Source organism: Rhizobium tropici CIAT 899 (genome assembly GCF_000330885.1).
Taxonomy (GTDB): domain Bacteria; phylum Pseudomonadota; class Alphaproteobacteria; order Rhizobiales; family Rhizobiaceae; genus Rhizobium; species Rhizobium tropici.
This window is the reverse complement of the sequence record NC_020059.1, coordinates 3,779,380-3,793,526: the sequence shown is the minus strand read 5'-3', so window position 1 is coordinate 3,793,526 and position 14,147 is coordinate 3,779,380. Positions and strand designations below refer to the sequence as shown.

Sequence of the window (14,147 nt, the reverse complement as noted above, 5' to 3'; positions counted from 1 at the left end):
CCTAAATCGCCCTAAATGCGTTTGATCTCGTCTTTTACTTCACGCCATGTCAAAAGCCAGATTATCGGATTTTCTTTTACATACGTGATGTCCTCGCCCTTTCTAAGGGATGAGCGTAAGGACATGCTCAGAATGCTGCTCCCTAAGCCAAAGGTGAAGGAGCTGAAGATGCCAATAAAATATATGAGTTTGGCGAAGTTTGTGACAGGATTTTCATTAAAATCCGGTGCGCCAATCTTAAAGTAATCTCCTATTATCAATAGGAGAAGGAATGAAGCGCTAAATAATAGGCTTATCCTTAAAGTCACTTTATCCTATCCGTTGCGAGTGAGCCTATAATACATTGGATAATAGTAGACTTTATTGACGAAAGATATTACCGATCCGTCGCTTCTTCGGCGCTTTCCTCGATGCGCTCCATATCCTCGTCGCTCAGGCCGAAATGGTGGCCGATCTCGTGGATCAGAACATGGGTGATGATGTCGCCGAGGGTTTCGTCGTTCTCGGCCCAATAGTCGATGATCGGCCGGCGATAAAGGCGGATCTTGTTGGGCATGTCTCCCGTCTGGGCGGTAAAGCGCTCCGAGATGCCGCGACCTTCGAAAAGGCCGAGCAGGTCGAAGGGTGTTTCCAGCGCCATATCCTCGAACACTTCGTCATCCGGGAAATCCTCGATGAGAATGACGAGGTTGCCGGTGAGCGAGCGGAATTCTTCCGGCAAGTGGCTGTAAGCCTCCATTGCCAGGGATTCAAATGTGCTGATGGAGGGAGAATGGCGATCCCGCCAATCTTCGCTCTGGTCAACGCGAGCCATGAATATTCCTTCCTTGGCTGGTCATATAGAGACTTTGCGCTGCTTTTACGAGAGCGGAATAGAGCGTGATACCGAAAAGTGTTTGAGCGGTTTTCGATCGACATCATGCTCTACTTTTTTGATTCTAGAGCGGATTCGGATTTTCGGGCGACAGACCGAAATCATCTGGCTTGGTTCACAGGAATATTTTCTTATGAAATGGTGTTGACTCTTTCTCCAAGCTCTGGAATCCATAAGAACATAACAGGAACATTATTGATCTGGAGTGAACGTCATGGCCGAGGCTGCCGTGGCGCGGGAAACGCTTTTTGCCCTGCGTGAAACCATTGCCCGACTGGAAGGCAGGCCGATCCCGGCACTGGCAGCCTCGGCGCATGAGGCTTTGGCAGACAAGCCGGTGAGAGAGGTGATGGGTATTGCGAAATCCCTGCCTACTGAGTCCACGCTTGAACAGTCGCTCCTTCCGATCGGCGTCGATGAGCTCGATGCGGCTCTGCAAGGCGGTTTGCCGCTCGATGCGCTGACGGAAATCCGCTCGCTCGGCCTGCGCGATGCCGGGGCGGCCAGCGGCTTTGCCCTTGCGCTTGCGGCGAGACTGCATGCGCGAGCATCGGATAAGACCGCGGCCAGGTCTCCGGTCCTATGGATCGGCGATACGGTGGCAACGATGGAGGCAGGCCTGCCCTATGCCGTCGGCATCGGCGATTTCGGGCTGGAGCCTCAGGCTCTCCTGCAGGCGTCGCCGCGCAAGCTCGACGATGCGCTCTGGGTGGCGGAAGCAGCCCTTGGCAGTGCTGCCTTTGCCGTCGTCATTCTGGAAGTGCGCGGCAATCCCGCCCGTTTCGGTCTGACCGAGAGCCGGCGGCTGGCGCTGAGGGCCAAGGCGGCGGGCCGGCCCTTGTTTCTGTTGCGACAGGGAGGCGAGGAGGAAGCAAGCAGCGCCCTCTTCCGCTTTTCCGTCGAACCCGCGCCGGCGCAGGCGCGGCCGCTGCCGGATGGATCGGTGCTTGGCGGCAGCATCGGTCACCCGGCTTTTCGTCTGACCTTGGAAAAGAGCCGAAACCCGGCGCCCCTTTCCATAACCCTGGAGTGGAATGCCCATGACCGCCGCTTTGCCCCTGTCTCCGATGTTCAGTACCCTGCCTTTCCCGGCGAACACGCAGCGCATTCTGGCGCTGACCTTCCCGCATCTGCCGACCGACCGGATCGCGCGCAAGCGCTGGGGTCTATCCTGGCGTTCGACAGGCAGGCTTGAAGCGCCGCCGCTTGCCTGTGCCGGCAAGCTGAACAATGCCATGCGGCTGACCGCCATCAATGAACGGGCTGAAATGATCGGCCTGAAGCAGGGTCAGGGCGTGGCTGAGGCAAAGGCGATCTGTCCTGATCTCGATGTCGTCGAGGAGGATCCGGTCGCGGATCGCAAGCTTTTGGAAGCGATCGCCGACTGGTGCGACCGCTATACGCCGCTGGTGGCGATCGACGGCAAGGATGGCCTTTTTCTCGATATTACCGGCTGCGCCCATCTCTTCGGCGGCGAAGAGGCGCTGCTCGAGGACATCCTGATCCGGATTTCCCGGCTAGGGCTCGATGTGCGTGGTGCCATTTCCTCCGCGCCAGGCCTATCCTGGGCGGTTGCTCGTTTCGAAGAAAACCGCGTCGTTCCTTCGGAAGCCATGGAAGAGGCCCTGGCGCCGCTGCCCGTGGCGTCTCTGAGGCTCGGCGAAGAGACCATCGCTGCGTTGCAGAAACTGGGATTGAAGCAGGTCGGCGACCTTCTGGCAGCACCGCGTGCGCCGCTTGCCCGCCGTTTCGGTGCGCAGCTAATGTTGCGGCTCGATCAGGCCGTCGGCCTCGTCGAGGAACCGATTTCGCCGCGTCGCCCGGTCGCGCAATTGTCGGCCGAGCGCCGGCTCGCCGAGCCGGTGCAGGCGGAAGAGGATATTCTTCAGCTTGCCCGCCAGCTTGCCGAAACCCTGAAGCCGGGGCTGGAGGCGCGCGGCGTCGGCGGCCGCTCCTTCGAACTCCTGCTTTTCCGGGTGGATGGGGCGGTTTTCCGCATCGCCGCCGGCGCGTCGCAGCCGCTGCGGGAGCCGAACCGGATCGCCAGCCTGTTCACGGAGCGCTTCGGCGCCATTCATGACGATCTCGATGTCGGCTATGGTTTCGAAATCATCCGCCTCAATGTGCTTCAGCATGCGCCCTTCGATGCCATGCAAGGCGATTTTGTCGGAGAAGACCGCCAGGAAGGATCTCTTGCCGCCTTTGTGGATCGTGTGGCCGCCCGGCTGGGGCCGGACTGTCTGCAAGGGTTCGAGCTGCGGCAGAGCCATATCCCCGAACGAGCCGTGCGGCCGCTACCGGCCATGACTATCCTCGCCTCGAAGCGGCACACGAGTGGGGAGGATGCCGGCCACGGCTTCTTCCGCGGCGAGCGGCCGCTGCGGCTGTTTCGCATGCCGGAGCTGGTCGAAACCATTGCTGCCGAAGTGCCTGACGGCCCTCCCCGGCAGTTCCGCTGGCGACGTGTCATGCATCGGGTCAGCCGGGCCGAAGGGCCGGAGCGGCTTTCGGTGGAATGGTGGGTCGAGGAAAAGGAAGAGCCTGCCCGCGATTATTTCCAGGTCGAGGATGAGGAAGGCCATCGTTTCTGGCTGTTCCGCAAGGGGCTCTATGGCCGAGGCGGCACGACGCCGGATTGGTACATGCACGGGGTCTTCGCATGAACGCGCGCCCGAGTTTCCACGAACCCGTACCCTTCTTTGAGATCGGGGTGAGAACGAATTTCTCCTTTCTCGAAGGTGCCTCGCATCCGGAGGAAATCGTGGCGCAGGCCGCCATCCTGAAACTTTCCGGATTTGGGATTGCCGACCGCAATTCGGTTGCCGGCGTCGTCAAGGCGCATGCGCATACCAAGCTTCTCCGGGAGAAGTACAAGGAGGGCATTGAGAAGAACCTGGAGCTTCAGGCGAAGGGCAAGCCAGAAAAGCCGCTTCTGAAGCCGGCCCCTTTCCAGCCTGGCGCGCGCCTCGTGTTTTCGGACGGTACACCTGACATTCTTGCCTATCCGGAAAACCGCAAGGGCTGGGCGCATCTCTGTCGGCTGCTGAGTGCTGGCAATCTGCGCGGCGAGAAGGGCACCTGCATCCTCAATGAAAGCGACCTCGTGGAATGGGGCGACGAGATGATGCTGGCGCTTATTCCCGATGCGACAAGCGTCGAGACGCAGGAGGGGCAGGAAAAGCTGGAGCAATGCCTCAAGCGGTTATGGATGCGCTTCGGCCGGAAGTTCCACATGGTCCTGTCGCCGGCCTATGACGGGAGGGACCGGATGGTCTTCGCCACGCTTTCCATCCTGGCGCAGCGCAATGGCGTGCGGCTCATCGCCAGCAATCAGCCGCTCTATCATGCGACCGAGCGCAAGCCGCTTGCCGATATCGTCGTTTCGATCCGCGAGCATGTGCCGATCGCCGAGGCCGGCTTCAGGCTGGCGGCGAATGCCGAACGCTATATGAAAGACGCTGCCGAGATGGCACGACTCTTTAGGGATTATCCGAAGGCTATAGCCAATACGCAGAAGTTTTTTAGCCGGCTGTCTTTTTCACTGGACGAGCTGAAACACAATTATCCCGACGAAAGCAATGACGGCGAGCCTGTTGCGGAGACGCTGAAGCGGCTGACGTGGGAGGGTGCCAGATGGCGCTTTCCCGAAGGGATCCCGCCGAAGGTCTCGATGCAGATCGAGCATGAGCTTAAGCTCATCCGAGAGCGGCAATATGAGCCTTATTTCCTGACGGTGCACCGCATCATGGAGTTTGCCCGCAGTGCGAATATCCTGTGTCAGGGGCGTGGATCGGCGGCCAATTCGACGGTCTGTTATTGCCTTCGGATTACCGAGGTCAATCCCGAATTAACAAGCCTGCTTTTCGAGCGCTTCATCTCGACGGAGCGGGAGGAGCCGCCTGATATCGATGTCGACTTCGAGCATGAGAAGCGGGAAGAGGTCATCCAGTTCATCTACAGGCATTACCATAAGGAGCATGCCGGGCTGACGGCGGCGGTCACCACCTATCGGGCGCGCTCGGCCGGCCGTGAAGTGGCGAAAGCCTTCGGTCTGTCGGAGGATGTTCAGTCGGCCCTTGCAAGCGGCGTCTGGGGCTGGTCGACTGAGGAGCTGTCGGAACGTGAGGCAAAGATTGCCGGCCTCGATCTCAAGGACAGGACGACCCGCAACGTCCTTTCCTATGCCTCGACGCTGATGGGGTTTCCGCGGCACCTGACCCAGCATGTCGGCGGCTTCGTCATCACCCGGGATCGGCTGGATGAGGTCGTGCCGATCATGCATACGGCGATGGACGATCGCTACATGATCGAGTGGAACAAGGACGATCTCGACAATCTCAACATCTTGAAGATCGATGTGCTTGCGCTCGGCATGTTGACCTGTCTCGCCAAAGCCTTCGATCTGCTGTTGCTGCATTACGATGTGAAGAAGGCGCTCGCCGACCTTGGGAGCAAGGAATATCCGGATGGCAGGCCGGTTTATGACATGATCTGCCGCGCCGATACGATCGGCGTCTTTCAGATCGAAAGCCGGGCGCAGATGAGCATGCTGCCGCGTCTCCGTCCTCGCAGATTTTATGATCTGGTCATAGAGGTGGCGATCGTCCGACCCGGTCCCATCCAGGGCAATATGGTGCATCCTTACCTCAAGCGGCGGGATGACGTTCTTCACAAGCGCCCGATCGAATATCATCGTCCGGAGTTGAAGGCTGTTCTGGAGCGAACTTTGGGGGTTCCGCTATTTCAGGAACAGGCGATGCAGATCGCCATCACTGCGGCTGGATTTTCGCCCGCCAAGGCCGATCGGCTGCGCCGGTCCATGGCGACGTTCAAGCGAACGGGGAGGGTCGATGAATTCAAAAAGGATCTGGTTTCGGGCATGGTCGCGAATGGCTATCCTCAGGACTTTGCCGAACGCTGTTTCAGCCAGATCGAAGGCTTCGGCGAATATGGTTTCCCTGAAAGCCATGCGGCGTCCTTCGCTCTGCTCGTCTATGCCTCTTCCTGGCTCAAGACCTATTATCCGGATGTCTTCTGTGCGGCGATCCTCAATGCCCAGCCGATGGGCTTCTATGCGCCGGCGCAGCTTGTGCGCGATGCGCGCGAGCATGGCGTCGAGGTGCGGCCGGTGGATATCAATCGCTCCAGCTGGGATTGCCTGCTGGAGAAGGCGCGTTTCGATCCGGGCGCGATCGAGCGGCGCCATGCGTCGATGCGCGACGATATCAAGACGCAATGTGCCGTCCGCCTCGGTTTCCGGCAGGTCAAGGGTCTGTCCGAGGAGGAGATGAAGCAGCTCGTCGAGCACCGGGGCGATGGCTATCGGTCCGTGCGCGATCTCTGGCTGCGTTCCGGGCTTGCCAAGGCGCAGATCGAGCGCCTTGCGGATGCGGATGCGTTCGGCTCCATCGGCCTCAGCCGTCGTGAGGCGCTTTGGGCTGTGCGGGCGCTTGATGCCGGCAGTGCCGCCGAAACGCTTCCCCTCTTCGATCTCGGCGATCATGGGGAGCTGCAGATCGAGCCGGCGGTTACGCTGCCGGAAATGCTGCCTGGCGAGCAGGTCATCGAGGATTATCGCTATCTGTCGCTATCCTTGAAGGCGCATCCGGTTTCCTTCCTGCGTACCGATTTCGCCCGCCAGGGAATCGTGCAAAGCCGGGATTTGCCCGGTATCGCCAGCGGCCGCATGGTGACGATCGCAGGCTTGGTGCTGGTGCGCCAGCGGCCGGGTTCGGCCAAGGGGGTGATCTTCATGACGCTGGAGGACGAAACCGGTGTCGCCAATGCGATCGTCTGGCCGAAGAAGTTCGAGAAGTACCGTGCCATCGTCATGGGCGCGCGGCTGGTCAAGATCCGCGGCCGGCTGCAGAGCGAAAGCGGCGTTATCCATGTGGTGGTCGATCATATCGAGGATATGACACCGGCGCTCGGGATCCTGCAGCGGGAGGCGAGGCGTTTCGGCGTCAGCGATCGGGCGGATGAGACCTTGCGGCCGACCATGGATCACAGGGAGAAGCGGAAGTCTGTCTTTCTGGCGCCCTCTTCTGGTGCGGGGGCAGCGGCGGAGGGTCGCAGCCATGGGGCCGAAACGGCGAAAGTTATGCCGCGAGGCCGCAATTTCCATTGAGATTGCGACCTTCGTATCGGGCAAAAGCTTCGGAACTCGGCTCGCGGACGAGATTCGAATCGTTTCTTTCTTGACAAAGAGCGTCTTCTTTAGCAGATAACAAGACAGCGGATGTCATGTTTGACGGACTGAGCGAAGAATGCTGGTTTGCAGTTGTAATTACATCACCGACAAAGAAATCCGGGACGTTATCAACGAGTTCCTTGATCAGGACTGTTGGCAGCTCATTGTTCCCGCCAAGGTTTATCACGCGATGGAAAAGCGCGGTCGTTGCTGCGGCTGCTTCCCGAATGTCGTTGATATCATTATACAGACAACCCAGGATTATCATGCCCGTCGCCACTCGACGGAAGCCGAAATATTTGATTTCATGTCCCGCCTGAAAAAATTCCATGAAGACAACAGGAGAGCGGACATTGAAAGGCGACAAAAAAGTCATCGAGCGGCTTAACGAGGCGCTGTTTCTCGAGCTTGGCGCAGTCAATCAGTATTGGGTTCACTATCGACTTCTTGAGGATTGGGGCTACACGAAGCTCGCCAAAAAGGAGCGCGCGGAATCCATCGAGGAAATGCAGCACGCCGATCGCCTCGTCGCCCGCATCATCTTCCTCGAAGGTCATCCGAACCTGCAGACGCTGGCGCCGCTGCGCATCGGTCAGAACGTCAAGGAAGTGCTGGAAGCCGATCTCGCCGGCGAATATGATGCGCGCACGGCCTACAAGAAATCCCGCGACATCTGTCACGATGCCGGCGACTACGTGTCCATGAAGCTGTTCGAAGAGCTTCTGGCGGATGAGGAAGGCCATATCGACTTCCTCGAGACCCAGCTCGAACTGCTCGACAAGATCGGCGAAGCCAAATACGGCCAGCTTAATGCCGACTCCGCCGATTCCGCGGAATAAGCGACATACTGGAGTGGCTCAGTTTTTAAATCTCTGAACCGCTCCATATCTTTGCTTTCACCCAATTCCAGGAAGAGCGCGAAAGCTTTTCCTGGAATTGCTTTATGAATCGGCCCTTCCGCGGCTGGCCTTCTTTTTCAGTCTTCGGCTTTCAGATTGGCCAGGTGACTGAATTCCGAAACCACCTGCTCGTAGACCGAGCGTTTGAAGGGAACGATCAGGTCGGGAAGTACCGCCATGGGCTTCCATTCCCATGCATCGAATTCCGGTTCGTGGCCGCCCGGCGGCGGATTGATGGCAATCTCCCCTTCGTCGCCGTCGAAGCGGAAGGCAAACCAGCGCTGCGTCTGGCCGCGGAATTTCCCCTTGAGGCCGATGCCGATCAGCTGCGGCGGAAGATCGTAATTGATCCAGTCCCTGGCTTCCGCCAGCAGGGTCACGGTTTTCATGCCCGTTTCTTCGTATAGTTCGCGATAGGCCGCTTTCAGCGGGTCTTCGCCCTCGTCTATGCCGCCCTGCGGCATCTGCCAGAGCTGCGGCGAGCCGTCATATTCGGAATTGCCGACCGGAATGCGGTGTCCGGCCCAGACCAGGCCTTCCCGGTTCAGGATCATGATGCCGACACAGGGACGGTAGGGCAGGTCTTCGGCTCTCACGGAGGCGTGGGGCGTGCTCATCTTTTTCTCCAGGTCAGGGGTGTTTGGGATCCTCGGCAAGCGCCGAGACCGCGACGACTTCGATACCGCGCATGGCGGCCTCCTCGCTCCATTTGCTGATGGCGTCGACACTTTCATCGAAGGCGGAAGCGACGCCGATCGCAGAGCCGTTACGGCGGGCGATGCGCTCGAGCTCGTCGAGTTTCCTGAGGATCGCGTCCTGCTGCAGCTCTCCGTCGAGCTGGATATCGGCAAAAGCGTGCGGCACTTCAAGCGTTTTCGAAAGCATTCCGGACTTCGATTGGGCGGATGAGCCGTCGTCGAGGAACAGCAGGCCGCGCTTGCCGATGTCGCGCAGCACGGGTTCCATGGCGCCGGAATTGGCAAGGAAGCGGCCGCCGAGATAGTTCATGACGCCGGTATAATTGGTGATTTTGCCCATCGCTTTATGCAAATTTTCGATGTTCTTGGCTGATGGCAGCGAGGTCAGCAGAGTATCCGGTCCGGGATTGTTGCCGGGATAGTCGAAGGGCTCGAACGGCACCTGGATGAGGATCTCGTGGCCGCCGCGTCTTGCTTCCTGCATCCAGCGCTGCAGGCTATTGCCGCTCGCGGCAAAGGCAAGGGTGATTTCCTCCGGCAGCTTCTCGATGGCGCGCTGCGTGCCAGTCTGGCTCAGCCCAAGGCCGCTGACGACGATAGCGATACGGGTGCCCCGCGCGCCGGACCAGGGCCGCGCATATTGATCCATCGGCCGCAGACCGCTTGGCGAGGTGATCGGCAGCCTGCCGAAGGGCGAATCTTCCAGCAGGCTGTCATTCGGCGTTGCCGCCATGCGCGGATCCTGCCCCACCTGATTGGCGTTGATCAAGACCGGGCCGCTGCCATCGCGATTGCTGGGGCTGAACATGGTGACGACCGAACCGTCGCCGGTCACCACGCGCGTGGTATTGGCGCCGGATTGCGGATCGACTTGGGTCAATCCGGCCTGACCGGTTTGCTCGGTGCTCCCCGGCTTGGTTTCGGCTGCAGGTGCCGGATCTTCCTTCTTTGCCGTTTCGGCCGGCTGAGTCTTTTGCAGGGGATCGCGCATCAGCGCCGAATAGAGCGAAAAGCCGGCGATCGCGATCAGACAGAAGCCGCCGAGAATGCGTCCAAAGGGGATGGAGCGCCGCTGGCGGCCGGGGCCGCGATTCTGTCCCAACGGTGCATGCAAATCCGTTCCCAAGCTTCAATCCACCCCAAGCGGAAAACTCTATTGGCCTCGAGCATATCGCTCACGGCGAAGCGGAAAAATGCCCGCGGCACTCAAAGTGCTAAAACATGAACAAGACTGTTCCGAGCGACGTCGGATTCAGAGGCTGACCGAGAAGGGCGGGACAATACCCCTCGCCCCGCTCCCTCATCATGAAAGCGCCGGGTCTGTTTCCAGCCCGGCGCCAATCCTTACTTGGAGGAAACCGCCTTTTCGGGGTTCGGCGGGAAGGCTGGATCCGTCTTCGCGCCACGCAGCAGGTCGAGCGCATAGTTGAGCTGGATATCGTCCTTCGGATCCGGCGGCACGTAGGCCGAGGAGCCGGAGCCCTTGTCGGTCTCGCTCTGGCCCTTGATGTGGCCCGGCAGGCTGGATTCGCCTTCCGTCGTCAGCTTGCCCTTCAGATCGTCGGGAAGCGGCTGGTCGACCTTGATGTCAGGCGTGATGCCGGTGCCCTGGATCGAGCGGCCCGACGGCGTGTAGTAGAGCGCCGTCGTCAGGCGCAGCGCGCCGTTGCCGTCGCCGAGCGGGATGATCGTCTGGACGGAGCCCTTGCCGAATGACTGTGTGCCGAGCACGGTGGCGCGACGCAGATCCTGCAAGGCGCCTGCGACGATTTCCGAAGCGGAGGCCGAGCCGCCGTTGGTGAGCACGATGATCGGCTTGCCGTCGGTCAGGTCGCCTGGGGTGGCGTTGAAGCGTCGAGTTTCGTCCGGGTTGCGGCCGCGGGTCGAAACGATCTCGCCGCGCTCGAGCACGTCGTCGGCAACGTTGATTGCCTGATCGAGCAGGCCGCCCGGATTGAGGCGCAGGTCGAGGACGTAGCCCTTCAGCTTGTCGGCCGGGATATCCTTCTTGATCTTGGCGATCGCGGCTTCGAGGTCCGGCGTGGTCTTTTCGGTGAAGGAGATGATGCGGATATAGCCGACATCGCCGCCTTCCTCGCGCGACTTGACGGCGGCAACGGCAATCACGTCACGGATGACGGTGAGCTCGATCGGCTTGTCGGCGCCCTTGCGCAGCAGCGTCAGCTTGATCGGCGTCTTGACCGGGCCGCGCATCTTTTCGACGGCGTCTTCCAGCTTCAGGCCGCGGACGGACTGGCCGTCGATGGCGGTGATATAGTCGCCGGCTAGGACGCCGGCCTTGGCGGCAGGCGTATCGTCGATCGGGGTGATGACCTTGACGAGATCGTTGTCCATCGTCACTTCGATGCCGAGACCGCCGAATTCACCCTTGGTCTGGGTGCGCATGTCTTCCGCATCCTTGGCGTTCATGTAGCTCGAATGCGGGTCCAGCGAAGACAGCATGCCGTTGATGGCGGCTTCGACGAGCTTGTCTTCCTGGGGAGGGGTCACATACTGCGCGCGGACGCGCTCAAAGACGTCGCCGAAAATCGACAACTCCTTGTAGGTGGAAGTGCCAGCGGCTTCCGCCGGCGCTACCGCCGAGTAGATAACGCCCATCGCGGTCGCACCCATCAATGCGCCGACGAGAACAAGAGAAGCCCTACGTATCATTGCGTGCCTTTCCAGTGTCTTTGGAGGTCCACCAGGGCCGAGAATCGACTGGTTTTCCATCTTTTCGGAATTCAATGTAAAGCGTTGGCCGATCCGTTTCCAGCGCCAATGCGGTCGCGCTCGCGACTCTTTTTTGGCCCATGGTGGCAAGCGGTTCGCCAGCGAAGACGAATCTGCCCGGGCGCGTCTTGATCGCGTCCATGCCGGACAGCACCATGTGATAGCCGTCGCCCGTATCCAGGATGATCATCTGTCCGTAGCTGCGAAACGCGCCGGCATAGACGACCGTGCCGTCGGCGGGAGCCGTGACGAGTGCTTCCGGGCCGGTCGCAACGGTCAGTCCCATCGCGGTGTGGCCGGTGCCATCGTCGTCGCCGAATTGGCGGAGAATATCGCCCGCCACGGGCAACTCCAACTTTTTCTTCAGGTCCGAGAAGGGATATGCGGGCGTAATGCGGTTTTTATCGGGCACGCCGTTCTCGGCAAGGGCCTTCGCCTGCTCGCGCTGCTGTTCGCTCATCTGCGCTCGTCGCGCCTCTTCCGCGCGGGCAGCAGCGGCAGCGTCGCGTACGGAGCCGATCTGACTTTCCAGCGAGGCCACAAGCCCTTCCAGGCTGGTTGCCTGGCCCGCCAGCTCTTCCGCGCGCTTGCGTTCCGCATCGAGCTGGGCCGTATTTTCCTTGTTGTGCTTGTCGTTCTCCGCAATCAGCAGATCCATGCGCCGTTCCTCCTCCAGACTATTGGTCACGGTGGCGGTGAAGCTGGCCTTTTCGGCGGCGGTGTCGGCCTGCAACTTGCCGAGATCGGTCAGATCGGCGATGAGCTTGTCCGTCTCCTTGCGCATTCCGGGCACGACGGCGCCGAGAAGAATGGCGCTGCGCACCGAGGCGAGCGCATCGTCCGGCGTTACCAGCAATGCCGGCGGCGGGTTGCGGCCCATGCGTTCGAGAGCCCCCAGCACTTCGGCCAGCAGGGCGCGACGCTCGTGCAGGGAGGCGCGGATCTTATCCTCCTTGACGGCAAGGTTCGTCAGCGTCTTCTCGCTCTGCTGGATCTTGCGATCCAGGTCCTTACGGCGGGCGGCGCTGTCGATCAGCGCCTGGCGCAGGCTGGCAGTGCTCTTGTCGAGGGAGGCGATGCTGTCTTCCAGTTCCTTCGTCTTGCCGGACGAAAGTCCGATTGTCTTGGAAAGCGCATCGAGCTGTGCGCGGGTTTCGTCGCGCTTGCGGGCAAGATCCGCCGCCGGGTCAGGCGCCTCCTGCGCGGACGGCGGTGTAGAAGAGCGATCGTCGGGTGCTTGCGCAGCGATGGCACCGGCTTCCTGGGCGAGGGCGACGTTCTCTTGAGAGAAAGGGCCTGCCATATAGACGCCCATGCCCAGAGTTGCCGCCAAAGCTGGCAGCACGATACGCGAAAGCATAGGCGGGGCTTTTCTCATCCAGTCGGTTCGGCCTGGTCCCTCAGATCACGCGAAAATAAGCTGATTTGCCGCGATCATCTAGAGCATTTCCGCTTTTCTTCGAATCGCGAAAACGCTCTATGTTCTTGTTTCTCTACGCATTCCGGACGGAAAACCGCTGCGCACTTTTCCTGGAAATGCTCCAGGAAGCATCGTCATTTTCAGGGCGGGAATCAAAACACGCCTGTGTGAGCGTTTCGTTAACGCAAAATCGGCGAAAGCCAAACTGTTTTCAAAACGGATGGAGCAATCACACCCGGTGGTAGGGGTGCCCGGAGAGGATTGTCACGGCGCGGTAGAGCTGTTCGGCAATCAGGATGCGCACGAGCTGGTGCGGCCAGGTCAGCTTGCCCAGGCAAATGGTCAGGTCGGCCTTGTCGTAGAGGGCGGGGTCAAGGCCGTCGGCGCCGCCAATGGCGATCGTCAGGTCGCGCTTGCCCTGATCGCGGTATGTCCCGAGCATGGCGGCGAAGGCTTCGCTGTCGAGCGCCTTGCCGCGTTCGTCGAGAAGGATGAGGACGCCGCCTTCGGGGTGCGCCTTCTGCAGCAGGCCCGCCTCTTCGCGCTTGCGGGTCTCGCTATTGGAGGCGCGGCTTTCGGCAACCTCGGTCATGCGCGCCATTTCCAGGCCGATGGCCGGCCCGGCCTTGGCGAAACGGTTGAGATAGCGAGCCGCAAGATCCTTTTCAGGGCCGGCTTTCAGCCGTCCCACCGCAAAAAGACCTATCCGCATTCCCGCTCCCAAGCACATCCGCCGTCATGGCGGCACAAAACGAAACTCTTGCCGGAGGCTCATCTCCGGCGATGTAAGGCTGCGTACAGGGCCGGGAAAACGTTCCTGGCGTCGGTTAGTGCAGCGTGCCTTCGTCGAGATCGGGTGCTGCCCACATCTTTTCGATGTTGTAGAACTCGCGGATCTCGGGTCTGAAGACATGAACGATGATGTCGCCGGTGTCGATCAACACCCAGTCGCCGCCATCGAGACCCTCGACGCGGGCATTGCCGAAGCCCTCGTCCTTGAGATCGGTCATGAGATGGTCGGCAATCGCCAGGACATGGCGGCTCGATCGGCCGGAGACGACGACCATGTAGTCTCCAAGCGCAGACTTGCCAGCAATGTCGATGGTGACGATATTTTCGGCCTTGGAGTCCTCGAGGCTTACGAGGACGGCTTGCAGGGCGCGGGCAGCGGCATCGGCGCCACGTTCCGAGCTCTTCGGGATAACGACAGGCGTTCTTCCCTTGGCGTGTACTGTTGTCAGTGCTCTTCCTTCCTTGAGTAACAGAACATGCACGTGAATGATCTGAGTCGATCACGTTACAAAGATAGGCATCAAAGCATTAAGGTTTCAAG

General features: G+C 60.2%; 11 protein-coding genes and 1 pseudogene. 5 read left to right on the top strand and 7 right to left on the bottom strand.

All coding sequences use genetic code 11. From position 1 onward, the window contains the following. Positions 1–376: 376 nt before the first annotated feature. The gene (locus tag RTCIAT899_RS18415; protein ID WP_015341742.1) at positions 377–814 is read right to left on the bottom strand and encodes a metallopeptidase family protein; all 438 of its coding nucleotides are present in this window, start codon (positions 812–814) and stop codon (positions 377–379) included. A 274-nt stretch (positions 815–1,088) separates the two neighbouring features. Here RTCIAT899_RS18415 and RTCIAT899_RS34065 point away from each other — a divergent pair, with 274 nt between their 5' ends. The 5 genes from RTCIAT899_RS34065 to bfr all read left to right on the top strand — a co-directional run bounded on the left by RTCIAT899_RS34065 (position 1,089) and on the right by bfr (position 7,903). Beyond that, a complete protein-coding gene (locus RTCIAT899_RS34065; protein WP_015341741.1) occupies positions 1,089–2,069 on the top strand; it encodes an ImuA family protein in 981 nt (326 codons plus the stop codon). A gap of 40 nt (positions 2,070–2,109) precedes the next feature. Further along, positions 2,110–3,537 carry a Y-family DNA polymerase gene (locus RTCIAT899_RS18405; RefSeq protein WP_041678029.1) on the top strand — a complete coding sequence of 476 codons (1,428 nt, stop codon included), beginning with the start codon at positions 2,110–2,112 and terminating at the stop codon, positions 3,535–3,537. Further along, positions 3,534–7,001, top strand: coding sequence for an error-prone DNA polymerase (locus RTCIAT899_RS18400; RefSeq protein ID WP_041677741.1), 3,468 nt, complete (start codon positions 3,534–3,536; stop codon positions 6,999–7,001). Before RTCIAT899_RS18405 ends, RTCIAT899_RS18400 begins: the two co-directional genes overlap by 4 nt. A 139-nt stretch (positions 7,002–7,140) precedes the next feature. Further along, on the top strand, positions 7,141–7,452 hold the full coding sequence (locus RTCIAT899_RS32005; RefSeq protein WP_081598395.1) for a (2Fe-2S)-binding protein: 312 nt from the start codon (positions 7,141–7,143) through the stop codon (positions 7,450–7,452). Next, a complete protein-coding gene (gene bfr, locus RTCIAT899_RS18390; protein ID WP_041678027.1) occupies positions 7,418–7,903 on the top strand; it encodes a bacterioferritin in 486 nt (161 codons plus the stop codon). The genes RTCIAT899_RS32005 and bfr overlap by 35 nt, the downstream gene beginning before the upstream one ends. A 137-nt stretch (positions 7,904–8,040) precedes the next feature. On the opposite strand, the gene RTCIAT899_RS18385 is transcribed toward bfr, so the two are convergent. From RTCIAT899_RS18385 to rsfS, 6 genes and pseudogenes are all read right to left on the bottom strand, one after another. After that, the gene (locus RTCIAT899_RS18385) at positions 8,041–8,580 is read right to left on the bottom strand and encodes an RNA pyrophosphohydrolase (RefSeq protein ID WP_015341737.1); all 540 of its coding nucleotides are present in this window, start codon (positions 8,578–8,580) and stop codon (positions 8,041–8,043) included. Positions 8,581–8,593: 13 nt separating this feature from the next. Continuing rightward, entirely contained in the window at positions 8,594–9,787 is a 1,194-nt protein-coding gene (locus RTCIAT899_RS18380; RefSeq protein ID WP_041677740.1) for a divergent polysaccharide deacetylase family protein, read from the bottom strand. 218 nt (positions 9,788–10,005) lie between these two features. Next, positions 10,006–11,334, bottom strand: a complete 1,329-nt coding sequence (locus RTCIAT899_RS18375; RefSeq protein WP_015341735.1) for a S41 family peptidase — start codon at positions 11,332–11,334, stop codon at positions 10,006–10,008. Beyond that, the gene (locus RTCIAT899_RS18370; RefSeq protein ID WP_244441429.1) at positions 11,324–12,754 is read right to left on the bottom strand and encodes a murein hydrolase activator EnvC family protein; all 1,431 of its coding nucleotides are present in this window, start codon (positions 12,752–12,754) and stop codon (positions 11,324–11,326) included. The genes RTCIAT899_RS18375 and RTCIAT899_RS18370 overlap by 11 nt, the downstream gene beginning before the upstream one ends. A 289-nt stretch (positions 12,755–13,043) precedes the next feature. Then, the gene (rlmH, locus tag RTCIAT899_RS18365) at positions 13,044–13,526 is read right to left on the bottom strand and encodes a 23S rRNA (pseudouridine(1915)-N(3))-methyltransferase RlmH (RefSeq protein ID WP_015341732.1); all 483 of its coding nucleotides are present in this window, start codon (positions 13,524–13,526) and stop codon (positions 13,044–13,046) included. A 115-nt stretch (positions 13,527–13,641) separates the two neighbouring features. After that, positions 13,642–14,084, bottom strand: a pseudogene (gene rsfS, locus RTCIAT899_RS18360) (ribosome silencing factor). Positions 14,085–14,147 lie beyond the last annotated feature (63 nt).